Below are 18959 nucleotides of genomic sequence, written 5' to 3' on the forward strand. Positions count from 1 at the left end.
ATAATTTTGTAGCAAACTGAATTTTTCACCAAAGATGATATGAGAAACACCATCCCCGATTACTCATTTTGCTTGATAATGTACCGATCTCCATCGACGGAGACAGTGGGGATACATTAGCATGAGAATATGAATCGGGCAAATGTTACAGCAATGATTTTATGGATTCAGCGTTTAAGGTGTAGGCTCGAACAAAAGAATCGTCCACATGAGCATATAAAATTCCTTCACCTAGTTTTGTCTCTACGAACTGACTAGCAAACGTAATAGTTACCGCTTCAGTATCTTGGATAAACGGCTCAGGGGAAACCCAATCAATTTTTCCATTTTCGTAATCATAAATAAATAACCCCACTGAGAACATTCCGTATTTTATTTTGTCGCCCATTTTTTGGTTAGCTTCTCGTCCGTTCATTATACCCAATAACTTTCCTTCACCGACATCAATAAAGTTCTTTGGCAACAAAGGTCCAGGTGAGGCGTGGCCACCAATCCAAGCAATATTATGTTCTTTAGGATGAAATACTGTCTCTCCATACCTCCACAGTTTGCTCATATCTTCTGCAATAGCAACTTTAACAATAGAATAAGTTGTATCAGTCTGACGATCTCGAGATTCAATAAGGTTATACCTGAAACCTTTAGAGTTAAGCGGAGCTATAGAAACTTCCTTTGCACTTAATTGTACTGTGTCCATAAGTACAGGCATTGTCATTTCTAGAGAATCTAAATCTTTTCCAACAGCATGCCCAAGATGTATCTTCATTTTTTCTCCTTCATCATTCATCTTTTTTGATGGCCCTATTGGAATTGTGAAATACAGATGTATTAAACCAGTAGTTTCATCTATCCAAATATCTGGATCCTCCAATCCAATAAAATCCCAGTCTTTAGGAGTCAAACTGTCTATAATTTCTTTTTCGTTTCTAATTATTATACGATCACCAATTTCAAAATACTCCAGCGAATTTCCTCGTATTGTATGTAATTCACTTCTATCAATATATCCTTTTACCGTTACATCTCCCTCTCTACTTGTAATACATCTAATTATCCCTTCCTTATATTGAACTCTTGGGTCAAGAGCAATCGCCATAACGTGCGTAAACTTTTTATCTGTATTTATTACTCTACCCTCATGCTGAACATATAATTTTGACATAGATTTATTACTATAATTCTTTTTAATATTCATATTCTATAAAAGAAACTGAAAAACAAAATCAAAGTCCCACACCAGTAATCAGCTTAAAAGCCCAAGGGATTATCGGAGAAACAAATCTCCAGAGAAAGAAAACGACAATGAGGACAAAAATAGGGGCATAGGTCTCCATCATCATCCTTATTTGTCCATATTGATTTGGTAACCAAGCGAACAATAACTTTGAACCATCTAATGGTGGTAAAGGAATAAGATTGAATATTGCTAAAACCAAGTTGATAATGACTATATATGAACAAATCTCTATAAAAGGAGCGCTAAAAGTTGCTCCACTGATTGCAAAACGAATGATCGTACCGAATACAAGAGCTAATAAGAGATTGGAAATAGGGCCAGCAATAGCAATGAGGAATTCCCCTTGTCTCTTATTCTTTAAATTATAAGGGTTGTACTCTACAGGTTTTGCCCAGCCGAAAGTGAAACCCGACAGAGATGTGATGAGTGGAAAAAGAATAGAACCAACAGGATCTATATGTTTCAAAGGATTCAAAGTCAATCTTCCCTGCAATCTAGGGGTAGGATCACCCAACCTATCAGCCATAAAACCGTGAGAGATCTCGTGGATAATGATTGAGAAGATTAAAATGATTATGGAGAGAATTGTTAACATGGGGTTGAATATCTATAAGCTCTATGTTAGCATATCACTCTAATCAACTTTATGTCCAAAGTCTGTGCAATAACTAAAAGAGGTTCAGTAATGGGAGGTCGTTATTCCAACGCCACTCGTGCTACCCAATTCAACCCTTGTGGAAAAATCCGCAAATATCCAAATCTTCAAAAGAAGCGTATTTATGTTCCTGAACTAAAGAAATCCTTTGTTTTGAATATCTCTACACGTGCACTTCGTACTATTGAAAAGAACGGTGCTTTCGTTACATTGAAAAAGGCAGGTGTTATATAAGACAGTTGATTAATCTTGATAGTATTTATTAGATTTGATATGCTTCTATTAGAAGTATGCAATAATAACTTATGAGGCGCTTTGGTGTTCCCTTAGAATATCTAGGGCTTGAGCTAAAGATAACCACCTTGTGAGACGCTACTTCTAACAAAGAACCCGCTAAGGCGGATTTTTTGTTAGATTATTCTTTAAAAAGTTCCCTGCCCTCATCAATAATATTCCTTTGTAAAATCTTAAAAAATTCTTCCCCAAAATATCCACCTTCTAAATATCTAGCCAATGCGCCGACAACCCAATCAGCAATTTGGACATTAGCCATAGAAATAGAATCGACCATTTCAATTTGTAAAACCACATCTTTAGAAAGACTCAATAAGAGATAAGCTCTGAGAGATTCTTTAAATTCAGACTCTGACATTCCACCTAATCTTCTTCGATCACAAAATATCCTAAATTCCTTATCATCTGTTGGTAAATATGAGGCAAGTAATTCACCAACAATATTTGTATACAAGAGACCACTTCGTAATTTATTCTTATGGATATAATCTTTAGGAATATTCTTATTAAACACATAAACAAATCGTATATGTATATCGAGTCTAGAGAGTTCCCTCAACATTTTTAAACGTAAATCATCAGAGATTCCCGTATTTGACCATTTTATTTCATTCAAATCACGCATCTTTACAGGAAAATGACTTCTGCACCATGCACGAAATCTTTTTGCTGTAATTTTTGGTTCTTCAATTGAAACAGATGCTATTACAAAATAATTTTTATTATCACGTTTTGTAAATTGACCACTTTCATCCAGAAAAATATAAACCATATTCCTATATGATTAAAAACTATTCCCAATTCACAACCTTAACTGTCTTTCCGTCAGAAGTTATCTTAACCGTTCCCTTCTCTTTCAAATTGAACTTCTTATCATCTTTAATATAAGCCAGAGGATCTATAACCTCTTTCTTTGCCTTCGCCCTTAAAACCGTAGACTTATTTGTAACCTTGCGTGAATACACCAAGTACTCTGGCTTAATTTCATTTATCAATTGTGAATAGATATTTTCCGGCAAAGCACTATGTGAAACTACTAGAACATCTGCATCGCCCAAAGTAGAAGATGGTGAAAAAACTATAGCCCTTTGGGTTTTATTAGAGGCACTACCCAAGAAGGTAATATTTGTTGAACCAAAAGAGATATTAAATAAAACCTCTGGTGAACTTGTCTTAGAATAAGTAAAATCACTATCTTTGATTGGAAATATGGATTTTATAGAAACTTTTCCATCTAAAACAATATTATCATCTGCCAAAACTTTGTCTGTTTTTATATTTTCAATATTTAAAGTATCAATAAAAGTAGAATAAATCTGATCCGTAGAACTAGCCAGACCAACAGTCTCTAATGTAACAGCAGGTACGAAGGCTTGATTGACTTTGTAACGCTCCACCACATCTATGAGGCCCGAGACATTTTTACCATCGGTATTGGTAGCCATGATCATATCTATATAATGCGAATAAAAAGGAATAATCTTAGTCAATTCTCTTATAATCTCAGAATTTGGACCACCATCAATAAGTATCCTTTTATCTTCTGGAGTACGTATGAACATGGAGCGTCCATTACTTAGAGAAAAAATGTATATCTCTAAAATAGGTGGCCTACTAGATTCTTTCCAAACGTAACCACCTAGACCACTAGCCAAGGCAGTAGAAGCTACAGCTATAACCAAAGGTTTTGATATATTCATACCGTAATCATATAGATACGAGTTAAAATCCTGATTAAGAAAGGTTAAAGAAATGATGAAGATTTTTTGATGATTTTAACTAGGTATTACCTCATTAAAATCATTTACCGTAAACAAAAAAGGTCTTTTGGCGTATAATCAAGGTCTATTCTCAATAATAAATCTCAAAATAATATGAAACAATTCACCCTAAAAACATTCACCATTCCGGCTCTAAAAGGAATTTCTGCAAAAAATATTGAGGAGCATTTGAAGCTATACGCTGGCTATGTCAAAAACACCAATCTGATCCTTACGAAGATTGAGGAACTAAAAAAAGATACTGACTCATCAACCCCCTCAGGACAAGGTAATGCATATATCGTCGGAGAGATAAACAGACGTTTCGGTTTTGAATACAATGGTATGCGCAATCATGAAATATATTTTTCTTCATTAGAAGGCGCAACCCCTCTTAGCGATAAAAGTTCCCTCAAAAAAACGATTTCTGAGACTTGGGGATCCTTTGATGCTTGGCTGGCAGAATTCAAACTTATTGGACTTACTCGTGGCATTGGTTGGGCTATTCTATATTATGATAATAAAGATGGTCGTCTCCTCAATGCTTGGATTGACGAACAACATTTGGGACAACTTCAAGGTTGCTCCCCTATTCTCGCTATGGATATGTGGGAACATTCCTATGTAGCCGATTACCAGCCTTCTGGAAAGAAAAACTATATTGAAGACTTTTTTGCAAATTTAAATTGGGAGGTTATTGAAGGAAATTTCAAAAAAGCGGTTAGGTAATACAATTGCGAAATAAATCTATTATGTAAAGAAAAGGTGTGTTCAATTTCTTGACACCGCTCCTTATTTGGAATAAACTCCTACCAGTGAAATACTTTGAGATTTTTGAGATTCTCTAAGAGCGGAAAATCCGGGTCGGCCGCCAGCGTTCGCTTCGGCGAATATGCAGTATGGAGGGATCGCTTCATGAAAATGAGGTGCCCGTCCTCCAGAGAATCTCAAAGTTCTTGAGGTATTTTTTATCGGTGACAAAAGAGGTGATAATGATTATCTCATCATTTACAGATTCAAAAACGATTACATGTGGTTCTCCTTCATTATCAGGAAAGAATTTAGTAATCAATAAACGATTATTCTTTCCCTTAAGAATAATATCTGGGTTCTTGAAAATTATCACCATCATTTCAAGTAAGTTTTTACCTTCCATATCTTTCTCTGCAAGATGCTTAAAAGTCCTTCTAGAAAAATGTATCGATTTAAATTTTGTATTTAACAATTGAGATACAACAACCGTATTAAAATTAGTCAAAATCTTATCATCAGGATTATCAATCAAAACATTTTTTGGTAACTTCTGAAATTCTTTAAACAACAAAAGTAATGTATTTGAATCTGATCTTGATCTAAAAAGTTTAAAGCGGGTAAAAATCTTTCTTCTTAAGTAAACCCCCGCAAACACCACATAAAATCCAACGACCCACCAAAAGGAAAATGCTTCAACTTGTAATGAAGCAAACGGGAATCTGGCGAAATTGTTGACCATAAAAAGTTCATAGGAAAGCAAGAGATGACTTGCCCAACCAAAAACTTGAGCCAGTGGTAACCAAAACATTCCTACAATCCCAGTAATAAAAACAAAAAGCATGGTTACAGGAATAAAAGGTAGAACCAAAATATTGACCAACATTCCAATTATTGAAATCTGTCCCATCATATACAAGATGTAAGGTGAAACAAATATTTGTGTAGCTATAGTTGAAGCAACAATACCTCGTATACCAAATCTCTCCGTAATAAATGTCAGGCGCTTTTCTATTGGACCAGCAAGAATGATAAGTCCTAGAGTTGCCAAAAATGAAAGCTGGAAAGAAGGGTCATGCAAAAGTATCATCGGATTTTGAACGAGCATGAGAAGACCAGCAAACATGAGCGCATGAATAACACTATAATCACGTCGGATAATGTCAGCGAAAAGAGCAATACTCGCCATCAGACAAGAACGAACAACCGTGGCACCACCGCCAACCAAAATTCCAAACAAAGCGATACCAATACCACCAACTGATATTCCCCAAACTCTAGGCAAAAATGAAAGTAGGCGACGCATAGCGTCTGCAACAATAGTGATGTTGTATCCAGAAAGTACAACGATATGTATAAGTCCAACTTTTCTAAAATCATCTAACAGATCATTCCCCAGAGCAGACTTCTCCCCCACCACCAGACCAGATGCCAGAGCAGAGTGTGGTTCCCCTAAAGTTTTCTTCAAATTATTTACGAAATTTCTTTTCAGAGAAAATAATTGTGAAGAGAGTTTAGAAAAAAATGATTGAATTCCAAACCAAGATGAATTATTTTGTTGAACAATTTTCGTCAATGAAACAACCGCACTTTTCATCTCAAAATAAATATCATCTTTTGCCAGATAATTTTTGTAATCAAAGATGCGACCCGAACCACTGTCAAAATTTGTCGGCTGTAATAATTTTCCTTTGAAAGAAACTTTATCTCCAAAAGAAAATCGTGGATAAAGTTTGGTTTTCAAGCGAATGAGAAATTCTGTATTACAATATTTTGACGTACTCACTACCGAAAGATCCAAAACTGAGACAACAAAGACTTGTCCGTTTTCTTTTCGTTCTGGTTCATTCTCAATAATCCCAACTCCTTGAACATTCTGTTTCACACAATCACCTATATCTGGTGGCTCTATACCAAAAGATTGCCAGATACGAAAAATGGCAGTAGCTATGAATATACTCCAAAAAATAAAAACACCTCTCTTCATGAGAAGCATCATACAAGCGCGAGTTTAAATCCTGATTAAGAAAGGTTAAAAAAATGATGAAGAAAACTTAGCCAAGGCCTATCTCGTCAATCAAATCAAATACGCCTCATATTCTTCTATTATTTTATTTTCATCTTCTACACTAATAGCTTTTTTATATCTTGCACCTCTTGCACCCTTTACTCTTTTTTCACATTCAGACCATGAACGATGAGTCTCTATGACACCACCAACAGAACTTACATATGAATATGCTTTGGTTTTGGAATGAGATGATGAAGATTTCTTATCGTCTTTCTTCTCTTCATTATGTGAAACATCCAAAATATTTTGTAAAGCATATTTAGAAAGAGGACCTTTGTATAACCTGATTTCTTGACCATCTGCAAAGGCAGTAGCTATCTCATCACATCTCTCGTTGCCGACAATACCGATATGACCACCGACATATTTCCAACTAACAGTTTTACTTTCTACTTGTAGAGAAAGTTTCATCCACAAATCTTTATTTGAAACATCCTCTTTTGTCTTTGTCTTCCAGCCATTTTTTTTCCAACCTTTTATCCATTTTGTAATGCCATTTATTACATAAGAAGAATCCGTATTGACAGTACAAGCTGAACCATCTGATGTATGAGAAAGCCCCTCTATTGTCGCCATCAACTCCATCTTATTATTTGTTGTAAATTTTTCACCACCACCAAGCTCTAAAACTTCTGATTTATCAGAATCAAGTCTTGATACCACAACAGCACCCCAACCACCGGGACCAGGATTACCTCGCGAAGATCCATCTGTAAAAATTATATTTTCCATATTATTAAAATCAGTATAGCAAATTATTTGACAATGACATCTATTATCCTCAACCTCAATTCACTCCTTCCTCTGTACATAGATTTTTCCAAAGAAGCTACGAGATCAATCGTTTTATTAGCTATAACTTTACTTGCCCAACTTTCTTTCGCCCCAAAAAATGATATGGCTGAGACTTTTTCTCCACTCTTTTTCTTGAATGAAAGCTCAACATGTTCTTTACCCTTTCCAAAAATTTTAACCTCAACAGGAACAACATCTCTAAAAAGAAAAACTGGTTTTGGATTACCGATACCAAACGGAGCTAACTTATTTATCTCATTATACAATCTAGAATCAATCATTTCTAAAGAAAGTTCCATATCTATAACTGAGTCAGATTTATTTTCAATACTATCAACCTCCAAATCAAAATCGCCAGTTTTTTTGATATTTTTATTTAGAGCTTTCTTCATATCACCAACCGCTTTGTTTAACCTTTGCTCCAAAAAGTGTACGTCATCATTGGAAACAGCGAAACCGCCAGAATGGTGATGCCCACCAAATTGTAAAAATGTTTCTATTGGAGTAGCTCGCATAAGTTCTACTACATTGGTTTGCCCTTCAGAACGACAAGAGCCCTTTATGATATCGTCCCCATCTCTCCCCCAAAAGAAAGCTGGTCTATCAAATTCCTCTGCACAAGAGTTTGCAACCAAACCAAGGAGCGATGGTCGCCACAGAGGATTACCCAAAACTATTACGTCTGGCAAAGAATCTTGATATCTTTCATGTAAAATTTTCTTAACCTCTTTGACTAGAGAAGCGACGACCCCTTTTCTTTCATTATTTATCTTATCCAAATGATCTGCAAAAAAATGAGCATCTTCATCAGTGTCTGCAGAAAGAAGCTTGAAAGCGTCCATAGGTTTCCCCATGCGTGAAGCCGCATTGATCCTAGGGGTGATCATAAAAGCAATATCATCTTCAGTTAGAAATCTTTGATTTATATTCAATTTACGCAAAAGTTGCATCAAGCCTTTCCTAGGACTCTTACGCAAAACTGCCAAACCAAAATGCGCAAAGATGCGATTTTCTCCAGTTAGACTGACCATATCTGAAAGTGTAGCAATACCGACCATATCCAATAACCATTTCTCGTGCCCTTCTTTCAAACCAAAACGATTCTTTTTTAGAATTGCTTGAATGAGTTTATAAGCAACACCAGAACCGCATAGATTTTTATCAGGATAAGGACAATCTTTTTGTTTATGATCAACAATAGCAAAAGCTGGCGGTAAAGGAGTTGGTGGTTCATGATGATCTGTAATAATCACATCCATACCCAATTTTTTCGCACGAGTGACTGGCATAACATCAGTAACACCACAATCTACAGTTATGAGTAGCTTCACCCCTTCCCCAGCCAATTGTTCAACAGCTTCTACATTCAAACCAAAACCTTCATCATGACGATGTGGAATATATATAGAAAAATTACTGAAACCAATTCTTTTGAACAAATCATTGAAAATGACAGATCCAGGGATACCGTCAGCATCATAATCGGCATATATAGCGATACGTTCATTATTATTTATTGCTTGAACGATACGATCGGCTGATTTTTCGGCGTCTTTGAGAAGAAAAGGGTCATGAATATCTTTCTCATAATCTGGAGCCAGAAACTTTTCTGCGATTTTATTGTCCAAAATACCACGATGAAAGAGAAGGTGCGCAGTAATATCTGGCACACTATTCAATACAGCTCGCTCCTTATCATTTAATTGCCTACGGATATTGTATGACACAGAACGAGTATAACATGCGCAACCGCTTGCTTGTGGTAAAATAGAAACATGGATAATAACTGTATCTTTTGTAAAATTGTAAACAAAGAAATTCCTGCCAATATTGTCTATGAGGATAAAAACTTTTTGGCTTTTCTTGATATACATCCAAAATCACCTGGTCACACCCTAGTTATTCCAAAGAAACACTATAGATGGGTTTGGGACGTTCCAAATCTTACAGAATATTTCAACGCAACAGGAAAAGTAGCCTTAGCTATTCGCAAAGCCTTTGGCCAAGAAATGATCCTTTCCAAGATTGTCGGTGAAGAGATACACCATGCACATATCTGGTTGTACCCATCAGATGCTACAAAAGGCGATAAAAACGATTTTACAGAAAATGCTATGAAAATTTCAAAATCTTTACTTTAAGGTACGAGACTTATGGTATAATAGTTAAAATTATGAAACCAAAAATTCAAGTTCAATTACCACTCTCTACTCGTATAATCCTATACGCCACTTTTGTATCAAACGTTATAGTTACCGCAATGATAATCATGCAGTATTTCAATTATGTAGCATTAGCCTCTGCTATCAACTAACTGTTATTTAACACCTCAATTCCGGGTAAGGTTCCTTTTGCTAGAAATTCCAACATTGCTCCACCTCCAGTAGAAACAAAGGTGAATTTGCCTTGATCACCGTTTTCTGCAATAGCTGCCAAAGTATCTCCCCCACCGACTATGGTCTCTGTACCATTGGAAGTAGCTTCGGCAATCATCTTTGCCAATTTCAAAGTATTATCTTTAAAACCCTTTTCATATACCCCCAAAGGACCGTTCCAAAGGATAAACTTCGCTCCTGAAACTTTCTGTTTCAATAATTCTAATGTTTCAGGACCAGAATCCATAGATTGATCTTCCTTATTCAAACCATTTACAGGCTTAATTTCACGATTTTGATTTGATAGATCCAAGGGTAATAATAATTTTGGATTATTTGCAAAACGAAGTAAATCAAAATCACCCTTTGATACCAAAGATTTTCCAATCTCATAACCCTTCTCCTTGAATATATCCGTAGCCAAGGCACCTCCTACAAAGACAAAATCTGCAATGTCCATAAATTTTTCTAGCAACGGCAACTTGGTTTCAAATTTTGCACCACCAAGAATGAATAGAAATGGATGAGCAGGATTAAAAACTTTGGAAAGATTGCCTATTTCCTTTTCCAACTGCAAACCAGCATAGCTTGATAAATATTTCGTAACTCCAACGACTGAAGCATGCGCTCTATGAGAAACAGAGAAGGCATCGTTTACATAAATATCAGCCAAAGAAGCCAATTCTTTGGAAAACTTCGTATCATTTGCTTTTTCACCATCAAAATAACGAAGGTTTTCCAATAAGACGCAACCACCATCTTTCATCTCATTTTCAATAATGTTATTGGCATTTTTCCAATTTTCAATAAAAACAACTTCTTGACCCAATTTCTTTAATTGTTTTGCAACAGGACTAAGTGAGCCATTAGAACCATCACTTGCTTCTAAATGACTAATCAAAATAACTTTTGCCCCTTTTTCTCTCAAAAAATTTATAGTTGGTAAAGTCGCTTGAATGCGATAATCATCAACTACAACATCATTTTTAACAGGCACATTGAAATCTGCACGCACCAAAACTTTAACCCCTTTCAATAATTGAATATCTTTAATTGTTTTCATTGTTTTATTTAAGAAATTGTATCAACCACCTTCAAAAGTTCACTGAAACCTGTAATATTGACACTTTCTCTTCCAACCAAAAGACCGTCAACTTTACCAGTTGTAATAATATCAAAAGCATTTCTAAAATTTACCGATCCTCCATAGAGAACCACGGCTTTCATAGCTAAACTAGCATCAAAAATATCAGAAAGAACTTTTCTAATAAAAATAGTCATCTCGTATATTTGATCCGAACTCATAGGCTCACTTACGCCAATAGCCCATACAGGTTCATAAGCCAAGACTATATCTTTTGCATATTTCTTTGGAACATCAGCGAAAGTTTCTTTGATCTGTTGTTTCAAAAACTCAAAATGAGAGCCGTTTTCCGTATCTCTTGCTTTTTCACCAACACAAACCACCGGCTTCATCCCTGCATCAAGAATAATCTTTATTTTCTTTGATACAATCTCATTTGTATCACCACGCTCACGTTCTTCCGAATGACCAACTATGACATACTCAACTCCCATATTTACCAAGATTTTTGCACCAACTTCCCCAGTATGAGGACCTTCTTCATCTTTAGAAACTGACTGGGCTCCCATATGAAAATTACTTATCCTGTCTTTCGGTGAACATACCTGAATAAAAACAAATGGCGGACAAATCACGGTCTCCGTCTTTTTTAATTCTGGGCTCAAATGTTGTACCTTTTTCGCAATCTGTTTTGCCTCATCAATTGTTACAGGATTCATCTTCCAATTACCGATAATGAGTTTTTTGTTCATGGTCACATTATACCTAAAAATTGATCACTTAAACAACACAAAACACATAAATTTGGATGCGATTCTACCCAGTAGGCGATCCTGCTGGATCGGGAGCAAGCGAGGCTTGTGACTAGGCTGTATGAATAATACTGCCTAGTCACAAACGAGTGAAGCGACAACGAAGCGCGCCAAATTTACGCGTTTTGACTAATCCAATTGTTGCCAAGAAATAACCTGATACTGATTGGTTGCTTGAGGAAAAGATGGCGGTGGACCATACATTAGATTTCCATCGTAAATAATGTCTCGGACATCATAACCTGTACCATCTGTATAACTAAAACCGTATCGCAAAAATGTTGCGATCATGCCATATAAAGTGAGAGAACTTCTAGCATAACTCGTACAATTTGAATTATAATAAAATCTACCAACACGACCCTTCTCAGCCACCAAAGCGGCATCTATACGTAAAGTATTCGCACTAAGCATTCCAACATTTATATTACCTTGTGCAATAAGACCGATACTATCCACTCCGTCATAATTCGTATACTTTAAATTTTCATTAACTGTTATATTTGCATTTTTAAGTGGATCAGTATTACCGATAATACCGGCCGCTACCGTTACTCGTGTATTGTTTATCTGACCATCAACCCAAAGATGATCGTCAACAAAGATAACTCCATTAGTTGGAATAGGATAATTACCTAAAAGAGTTTGATTTGACGAAATAGGTGTCTTTATACTCCATGTCCCCCACTGATAATACTTTGGACCATTGACTTGAGACCGTGCCGTAGCATCTGCCCCACAATCTGGAGAACCAGCAGTAGGAGGGGCTTGTAGAGCATTAACCTTGTACATATCGTAACTAGTTACACCTCCAGTAACCTTAAACACCATATGGTATCCAGACTTACCAGAAGACGTCCATTCTTTACCTCCGGCAGACGGTTGAGCCAATGCCTGTAATTGCGTCAAACCCAAAGTTAAACCTGTAAAATCTGAACTAGGAACAGGAAACTGTCTACCTGCGATAAAAACATCTGGACGATTTAATACTGGAGTGTTAGGACGAGGGTCATCTGTACCAACTGTTGTATAAACTCCCCACTGAGTTAAACCTGTATCAGGATCTGTATAAGTAGTTCTCGCACTAGAGATAAGGTTATGCGCCACACCATCAAACCTTATTCCCCCATTAGAATGGATTGGTCCAAAAACTTCTGTACCTTCTCCAAAACGCATATTATCATTTGCAACGACAGCATATTTTGCGAGCGATGGTATAGCTAAAGTTTTTTCAATAGTTCTAGATATTGTAGAAGAAGCCAACGTCCCTTTAGAAACTATCTTCACAATCGTTGAACCAGTGATCGGCGGAGTGATAGTTAACGAAAATGTTCCTAAAATACTTCCATTTTTGTCTACAAAATCATGTACGTAAGGACCAGAAGTAGCTGTTCCGTCTTTATAATCATTTGGTGATTGAGCCAAATGCCACTGATAATAATCGGCACCAGCTTCCGCTATTTGAAAAGCTTGTTCGCGTTGTGCAACGTTACGGATACTAGCCAACAATGTAGCTCCCCAATTGGTAAGACCAATGATGATAGTTATAGCGACAGACGCAAAGATTATCACCGAGAGAATAATATCGCCACGATTATTGGAAATTTTCATAGGTTTGTCTTTAGGTTACGAAGACTTGCTTGTACACTATACAATATTGGTAAAGGAGAATGAATCGGATCAACATCAATTTGTTGGTTTATCTTGATCAACCTGACAGCATAAGCCGAAACTGGTTGCACCAACGGAGAGCTGGTACCTGTATAGTTGGTATCATAATACTGAAATGATGGAAGTGCATTACCATTCATAACATTGGTAATCAAAGTTGTCGTTGATTGATTAGCTATCGGATATGTAGGAGGTGAACCAGTTGGATTGATCACTGCGCGATACAAAGTGGTTCCGATAAGAGAATAAGTTATCTGCTCCGTCTTAGTATCGTTGTTTACATCAGAAAAGAAAGACAGTGTCGTACTACCAGTCCTCACCAAAGGATAAGCTCCGTTTGCACCAGGAGCTATTTCCCTCAATTCTTTCAACATTGTCCTTAAAATAGTCTGAGAATTTTGTGCAGCTGAAAATGAACTTGAGATTGAACTATTATAAGAAAAAATATTTGCAGAAAAAGTTCCAACCGCCATCATTATTATTGCAAAGATAGCCACAGCAACCATGACCTCGGCCAAAGTCATACCCCTTATTTTTAAATCTTTGTTATTTATCATATGAATGAATATTTTCTCGTTATAGACTCATCAAAATCGTCTGTTTCTGCCAACCGCTTCCAATAGTTACAAATTTAGATTGTGTAGCATATCCAGATTTTGTAACGGTCAAAGTGTATTCATCACCCAAAAGACCTTGGAAGATAACCTGCCCCGGTGGTAAACAAGCCGAAGTGTAAGAAAAGAAGACATCTGAAACTTTTGGAGTTACAGTAGCCGTTTCTGTCGTTAAATAAGTCTTGTAACGTACATATTCGTCACCATTATGAACAATATTTATCGGAGACCCAGGAACAGTGTAGTAAGTCCCTGATGTTCCATCTGGACCAAAATAATTCCAAGCTGATCCAGATGAACTTGCATTGGTTGCAAATTGCATCTTCACACTTGTTTCTCCAGACAAGATAGGCTGACTATTTGGATTCCAAGAAATAGTATAAAAATTACTTGTAGTTCCTGTATCAAATATAGAAGATTCCAATGTACCCGTAGCGTTCACATCATAAGAACCAAAAAGATCTTTCAAGAGGATGTCTCCTGAGGAAGTGGCAGTATCAACCAAATTATTATCTGTGAAATATCTTCCGTCAGTAACATACATGTCTTGACCGCTTCCGCCAGACCAATCTGATTGGCTAAGATAACCTTCACCTGTAACTTTAGCTTTGTAATAACCAGTCTTAGAAAGTTCAACAACAGCACCAGAGATCGGTAGATTCGTTGCACTATCCAAAACAGAGACCATCAAACTATTGGAATCCTTTGGTACGACTACAATCTGTACATTCTGAGAATTGTCAGGATTCAAGGAAAATGGACTATCTGGATTTATACCAGCAACATCATAAGAACCATCTGTAGGTGTAATAGTATATGTATCCCATTCCATAGAACTGAGATTCAAAAGACCAGATGCGTTGGTAGAAAGATTTTGTGAATATTTTGGTATTCCAGCACCAATTTCTTTTGCCCCAACCATTGAAAAGTCTACATTCCCAACAGGAACACAAAGTGGTGTAACACTAGAAAAGTGTAATGAGCTCAATTTATCTATGGAAAAACTTATCGGACTAACTTCCTGATTTAAAACAGTAACATTTGGCTTCGTAGGGTTGCTTACTTCTGCCAATGAATAAGTTTCTTCAGTAGAATAACCTTCTTTTGTTACAATGATTTTGTACATATCCTCGCCAGGGGGAACACCGATGATATTCAATATCCCAGAATTATTTGTTATATCAACGTTAGTGACAGATGAAGTTGCAACACTTTGAACACTGACGGTTGCGCCTTGAACAGGTTCCCCATTACCATTGAATACTTGAACGACCAAAGCTCCCCCATTTCCTGCAGATTGAAGATTGGCAGGAGAAATCAAACCCGTAAGAGATACCTGTCTAAAATTTTTACAATTTGAACAATCAACGTTTATTTCAACCAACTTACTACTAGCTTGAACGGACGAGGTTGAAAGATTTATGTTACGGATAGTCAGACCGACATCAAAAGTCATACCTCCACGAGTCAATGTTTGCGTTTGAGGCAAAACTCCCAAAGGAATACCTGTCGTAAGACCAACGTTTACATATGGCATATTACGAATGATCTCAAATTGCTCTGCCACCAATTGAGTAGCCAAAGTCCTAGCCTGACTTCCACTAGCCAATTGAAGCAAGCTTACAAATGAGCCGTAAACAGCCATTGCTACAATTAGAAAAATTGCCGAGCCTACAAGCACTTCAACGAGAGAGAAGCCTCTTTGTAATTTTTTAATTTTAAGACAAAACATTTTTTTGATCCTACATTACATCTACCAACGAATACATAGGTTGAATCATAGAAATTGCAAAGAAACCTACGGCCCCTCCTATAACCAATATGAGTATCGGCTCTATTATCGTAGACATGTCTTTGGTTTTCTGATTAACATCATTTTCATAATATTGAGCTACACCCATAAGCATCTCCCCTGTTTTACCGGTCTCTTCACCAACGCTCATCATTTCAATAAAAAAGACTGGGTAATATTTACCAAACTGACCGAAAGTCTTTGACATCAATTCTCCATTCTTTATTGAAAGAGAAGCTTTTTGTAAAATTCTTTGAAAATGAACATTCTGAACAACGTCTGCAGTAATATTTATAGATTCAACAACATCAACCCCAGAACCCAACAATGAAGACATCGTCCTTGCTGTTCTAGCAGTATTAACTTCTTGAACGAGTTCTCCTATAACAGGAATCTTAAGAATGGCAGAATGAAATATCTTTTTTCCAGAAGCTTTTTTTGACCACCAGACTAAAGAGCCGATAAGGATCAAAACAAGACCAAAGACGATCACTCCTTGATCCCTGATGAGATTGCTTATATTCAAGACTACTTGGGTTGTCATAGGTAACGGAACATTGAGATCTGTAAAAGTCTTGAGCAAAGTAGGAATTATAAAGATAAACATCAATACAGCGATAATTATCATTGCTGAAAAAATAACTGCAGGATACATGAGAGCACCACGGATTCTCTTATCCAAGGAATACGAACTATCCATCTGACTGGAGACAATCTTCAGAGAATCAGCCAATGTTCCAGACTGTTCTCCGGCATGAACCATTGCGACGAATATCTTTGGAAAAACCTTTGGGTGTTTACTAAGCGCGTCAGCAAAAGTTATACCTTGATCAATATTCTTCACAAGATCAGCTACGACTTTCTTGAGAGATGCGTTGCGTGTTTGTTTCTCAAGGACTGCCAAAGCTCTAGAAAGAGCTAGACCAGCTTCCAACATTGCCCCCAAATTACGTGCGAAATTTATTTTCTCAATAGTCTTGACCCTATCAAAAATAGATAGAGAAATATTCATATGCAGTCCTCTAGATTCACGCTTTTCTTTGAATTCAACTACTTCATCACCACCTTCTCGTAGAAGTTTGTACAATTCGTAACGATCTACAGCATCTCTTTCGCTGTTATATATCTCTCCTGTAGATTTTTTTGCTTTGAAAGTGAAATGGGGCATTATAGTTTAGTGCAAAATTAAAAGTGCAAAATGAAAAGTGCAAAGTTATTACTCTGAAACGACACGGAGCACTTCTTCAATCGTTGTCATTCCCTGTACACACTTGAATATACCGTCTTCTAACATTGTGAGCATTCCTTCTTTCTTGGCCTGAATTTCAATATCATTTGAAGTAGCATTTTTCATTATAAGATCTTTGATAGATTGAGTCATAACCAAGACTTCGTGGATACCAACACGACTCTTGAAACCATCGTCATCTCCAGCTGGTACAGCTTTCCAGAAATTGATCTTATCCCAAGTGTCGGACGATTTTACTATTTTTTCTGTCTTCAAATAACCAAGGACTCTGTCTAGATCAACAACTTTTGCCAATTGATTGAATTCATCCTTGGATAACTTGTATTCCTGTTTTGAATCAGTAAGTTTACGAACCAAACGCTGACCGATAACAATATCCAAAGTAGAAACCAACAAAAATGGCTCAACACCCATATCCAAAAGACGAGGCATCGCTCCTGCTGCCGAGTTGGTATGCAAAGTAGAAAGAACCAAGTGACCAGTCAAAGCGGCATTGACTCCAAGTGCTGCGGTTTCACCGTCACGGATTTCTCCAACCATGATAATATCTGGATCTTGACGGACCAAAGTTCTGATACCTTGTGGAAATGAGAAACCGATCTCTGGACGAACTTGAGTTTGATTGATACGAGCCATCTGGTATTCAATAGGGTCTTCAATAGTTGAAATATTCACATCTGGAGTATTCAAAATATCCAACATGGTATACAAAGTCGTAGTTTTTCCAGATCCAGTGGGACCTGTCATGAGTATCATTCCCGTCGTCTTATTCAAAGTTTTATGAATCGCTTCCAAGCCTTCGCCGTGGAAATTCAAATATTCCAAAGTGAATCCGGATATACTTTCTCTAAGTAAACGCATAACGATCTTTTCACCATAATATGTTGGCAAAATAGAGACACGGAATGAAACTTTTTCTTCATTCATGTCAACTTTGAAACGACCGTCTTGAGGTAAACGTTTTTCATCCAATTTTAGATTGGCCAAAACTTTGATACGAGCAGATACCGAAGGACCGGCCTGTTTTGGAAGTACCATCGCATCATGTAAAAGTCCATCTATACGATAACGAACCAAGACTTGTTCCTCCATTGGTTCTATATGGATATCGGAAGAATTTTGCAAGATAGCGTGTTTTATCAAAGTATCAACAATACGCACAACCGGCATATCTTCTGCGATCTTTTTTAAATCAGCTTCTGAGGCAGTATCCCCTTCTTCTTCTGAAATCATCTTGAGTGAAGCGGTCTCTTTTTGGATCAAATCACCAAATTCAGCCTTGAGACTCTTTTGATACTGAACCAATGCTTCTTTAATAGAATCCGAATCAGTCAAACGAGGTAATATTTTCAAATTGACTTTCTTTTTAATGAAATCAATAGCGGGCAAATCGTTGACATCCAACATCGCAACTTCCAAAGCGACATCTGTCTTTTTAAAAGCGACAATGTTATGAGCACGAGCAATCGGTTCTGGAATAAGAGAGAGGGTCTCAAAAGGTAATTTTTTACCTTTAAGGTCTACGAAAGGAATACCAAAGACATAAGCTTGCATTCTACGGAGATTGTCTGCACTGATCTTGCCTGACGAAATCAATACATCGCCTAAATGCTTTTTCTTTTTCTCGCTTTCTTTCTTTGCATCTTCAAGGTCATCCTTGGTTACAAGACCAGAATCAAGAATAAATTTATATAATTGGGTATCTTCAACGAACATTAGGTAAATTATATCAGATATAAGAGATGACTGCTTATGCACAGCTTTGAATAAACGAAAACCCGCAACCATATTTCAGATTGC

General features: G+C 36.8%; 18 protein-coding genes. 4 read left to right on the forward strand and 14 right to left on the reverse strand.

The features are described from left to right. Nucleotides 1-145: 145 nt before the first annotated feature. Nucleotides 146-1195 carry a hypothetical protein gene (locus WCS89_02610; GenBank protein MFA6554379.1) on the reverse strand — a complete coding sequence of 350 codons (1050 nt, stop codon included), beginning with the start codon at nucleotides 1193-1195 and terminating at the stop codon, nucleotides 146-148. A 28-nt stretch (nucleotides 1196-1223) separates the two neighbouring features. After that, on the reverse strand, nucleotides 1224-1832 hold the full coding sequence (locus WCS89_02615; GenBank protein ID MFA6554380.1) for a site-2 protease family protein: 609 nt from the start codon (nucleotides 1830-1832) through the stop codon (nucleotides 1224-1226). A 51-nt stretch (nucleotides 1833-1883) separates the two neighbouring features. Here WCS89_02615 and WCS89_02620 point away from each other — a divergent pair, with 51 nt between their 5' ends. Further along, complete coding sequence (locus tag WCS89_02620; GenBank protein MFA6554381.1) at nucleotides 1884-2126, forward strand: bL28 family ribosomal protein; 243 nt, start codon at nucleotides 1884-1886, stop codon at nucleotides 2124-2126. Between the two features lie 181 nt (nucleotides 2127-2307). Here the strand turns inward: WCS89_02620 and WCS89_02625 are convergent, their stop codons facing one another. Both WCS89_02625 and WCS89_02630 read right to left on the reverse strand, forming a co-directional pair. Further along, on the reverse strand, nucleotides 2308-2958 hold the full coding sequence (locus WCS89_02625; protein ID MFA6554382.1) for a DUF3800 domain-containing protein: 651 nt from the start codon (nucleotides 2956-2958) through the stop codon (nucleotides 2308-2310). A gap of 19 nt (nucleotides 2959-2977) precedes the next feature. After that, nucleotides 2978-3886 (reverse strand): hypothetical protein, encoded by a 909-nt coding sequence (locus WCS89_02630; GenBank protein ID MFA6554383.1) that lies wholly within the window; start codon nucleotides 3884-3886, stop codon nucleotides 2978-2980. Between the two features lie 174 nt (nucleotides 3887-4060). On the opposite strand from WCS89_02630, the gene WCS89_02635 reads away from it, so the two are divergent. Beyond that, nucleotides 4061-4675 carry a Fe-Mn family superoxide dismutase gene (locus tag WCS89_02635; GenBank protein ID MFA6554384.1) on the forward strand — a complete coding sequence of 205 codons (615 nt, stop codon included), beginning with the start codon at nucleotides 4061-4063 and terminating at the stop codon, nucleotides 4673-4675. A 184-nt stretch (nucleotides 4676-4859) separates the two neighbouring features. Here WCS89_02635 and WCS89_02640 read toward each other — a convergent pair whose 3' ends face one another. The 3 genes from WCS89_02640 to recJ all read right to left on the reverse strand — a co-directional run bounded on the left by WCS89_02640 (nucleotide 4860) and on the right by recJ (nucleotide 9289). Further along, a complete protein-coding gene (locus WCS89_02640; GenBank protein ID MFA6554385.1) occupies nucleotides 4860-6683 on the reverse strand; it encodes a ComEC/Rec2 family competence protein in 1824 nt (607 codons plus the stop codon). 90 nt (nucleotides 6684-6773) lie between these two features. Continuing rightward, the gene (rnhA, locus tag WCS89_02645) at nucleotides 6774-7499 is read right to left on the reverse strand and encodes a ribonuclease HI (GenBank protein MFA6554386.1); all 726 of its coding nucleotides are present in this window, start codon (nucleotides 7497-7499) and stop codon (nucleotides 6774-6776) included. Nucleotides 7500-7522: 23 nt separating this feature from the next. Beyond that, on the reverse strand, nucleotides 7523-9289 hold the full coding sequence (gene recJ, locus WCS89_02650; GenBank protein MFA6554387.1) for a single-stranded-DNA-specific exonuclease RecJ: 1767 nt from the start codon (nucleotides 9287-9289) through the stop codon (nucleotides 7523-7525). A gap of 48 nt (nucleotides 9290-9337) precedes the next feature. On the opposite strand from recJ, the gene WCS89_02655 reads away from it, so the two are divergent. Both WCS89_02655 and WCS89_02660 read left to right on the forward strand, forming a co-directional pair. Next, complete coding sequence (locus tag WCS89_02655; GenBank protein ID MFA6554388.1) at nucleotides 9338-9703, forward strand: HIT domain-containing protein; 366 nt, start codon at nucleotides 9338-9340, stop codon at nucleotides 9701-9703. Nucleotides 9704-9735: 32 nt separating this feature from the next. Continuing rightward, a complete protein-coding gene (locus tag WCS89_02660; protein MFA6554389.1) occupies nucleotides 9736-9876 on the forward strand; it encodes a hypothetical protein in 141 nt (46 codons plus the stop codon). Here the strand turns inward: WCS89_02660 and WCS89_02665 are convergent. The 7 genes from WCS89_02665 to WCS89_02695 form a co-directional block, all read right to left on the reverse strand. After that, nucleotides 9873-11000, reverse strand: a complete 1128-nt coding sequence (locus WCS89_02665; GenBank protein MFA6554390.1) for a phosphoglycerate kinase — start codon at nucleotides 10998-11000, stop codon at nucleotides 9873-9875. The two genes, WCS89_02660 and WCS89_02665, sit on opposite strands and share 4 nt — an antisense overlap. A gap of 8 nt (nucleotides 11001-11008) precedes the next feature. After that, complete coding sequence (gene tpiA, locus WCS89_02670) at nucleotides 11009-11773, reverse strand: triose-phosphate isomerase (GenBank protein ID MFA6554391.1); 765 nt, start codon at nucleotides 11771-11773, stop codon at nucleotides 11009-11011. A 189-nt stretch (nucleotides 11774-11962) separates the two neighbouring features. Beyond that, a complete protein-coding gene (locus WCS89_02675) occupies nucleotides 11963-13444 on the reverse strand; it encodes a hypothetical protein (GenBank protein MFA6554392.1) in 1482 nt (493 codons plus the stop codon). Beyond that, nucleotides 13441-14061, reverse strand: a complete 621-nt coding sequence (locus WCS89_02680; protein ID MFA6554393.1) for a prepilin-type N-terminal cleavage/methylation domain-containing protein — start codon at nucleotides 14059-14061, stop codon at nucleotides 13441-13443. The genes WCS89_02675 and WCS89_02680 overlap by 4 nt, the downstream gene beginning before the upstream one ends. Nucleotides 14062-14080: 19 nt before the next feature. Next, entirely contained in the window at nucleotides 14081-15850 is a 1770-nt protein-coding gene (locus tag WCS89_02685) for a carboxypeptidase regulatory-like domain-containing protein (protein MFA6554394.1), read from the reverse strand. Nucleotides 15851-15860: 10 nt separating this feature from the next. Further along, a complete protein-coding gene (locus WCS89_02690) occupies nucleotides 15861-17078 on the reverse strand; it encodes a type II secretion system F family protein (GenBank protein ID MFA6554395.1) in 1218 nt (405 codons plus the stop codon). A gap of 48 nt (nucleotides 17079-17126) precedes the next feature. Further along, a complete protein-coding gene (locus tag WCS89_02695) occupies nucleotides 17127-18947 on the reverse strand; it encodes a GspE/PulE family protein (GenBank protein ID MFA6554396.1) in 1821 nt (606 codons plus the stop codon). Between the last annotated feature and the right edge of the window lie 12 nt (nucleotides 18948-18959).

It is taken from the genome of Candidatus Paceibacterota bacterium (genome assembly GCA_041666915.1).
Taxonomy (GTDB): domain Bacteria; phylum Patescibacteriota; class Minisyncoccia; order Phycocordibacterales; family PALSA-1337; genus C7867-002.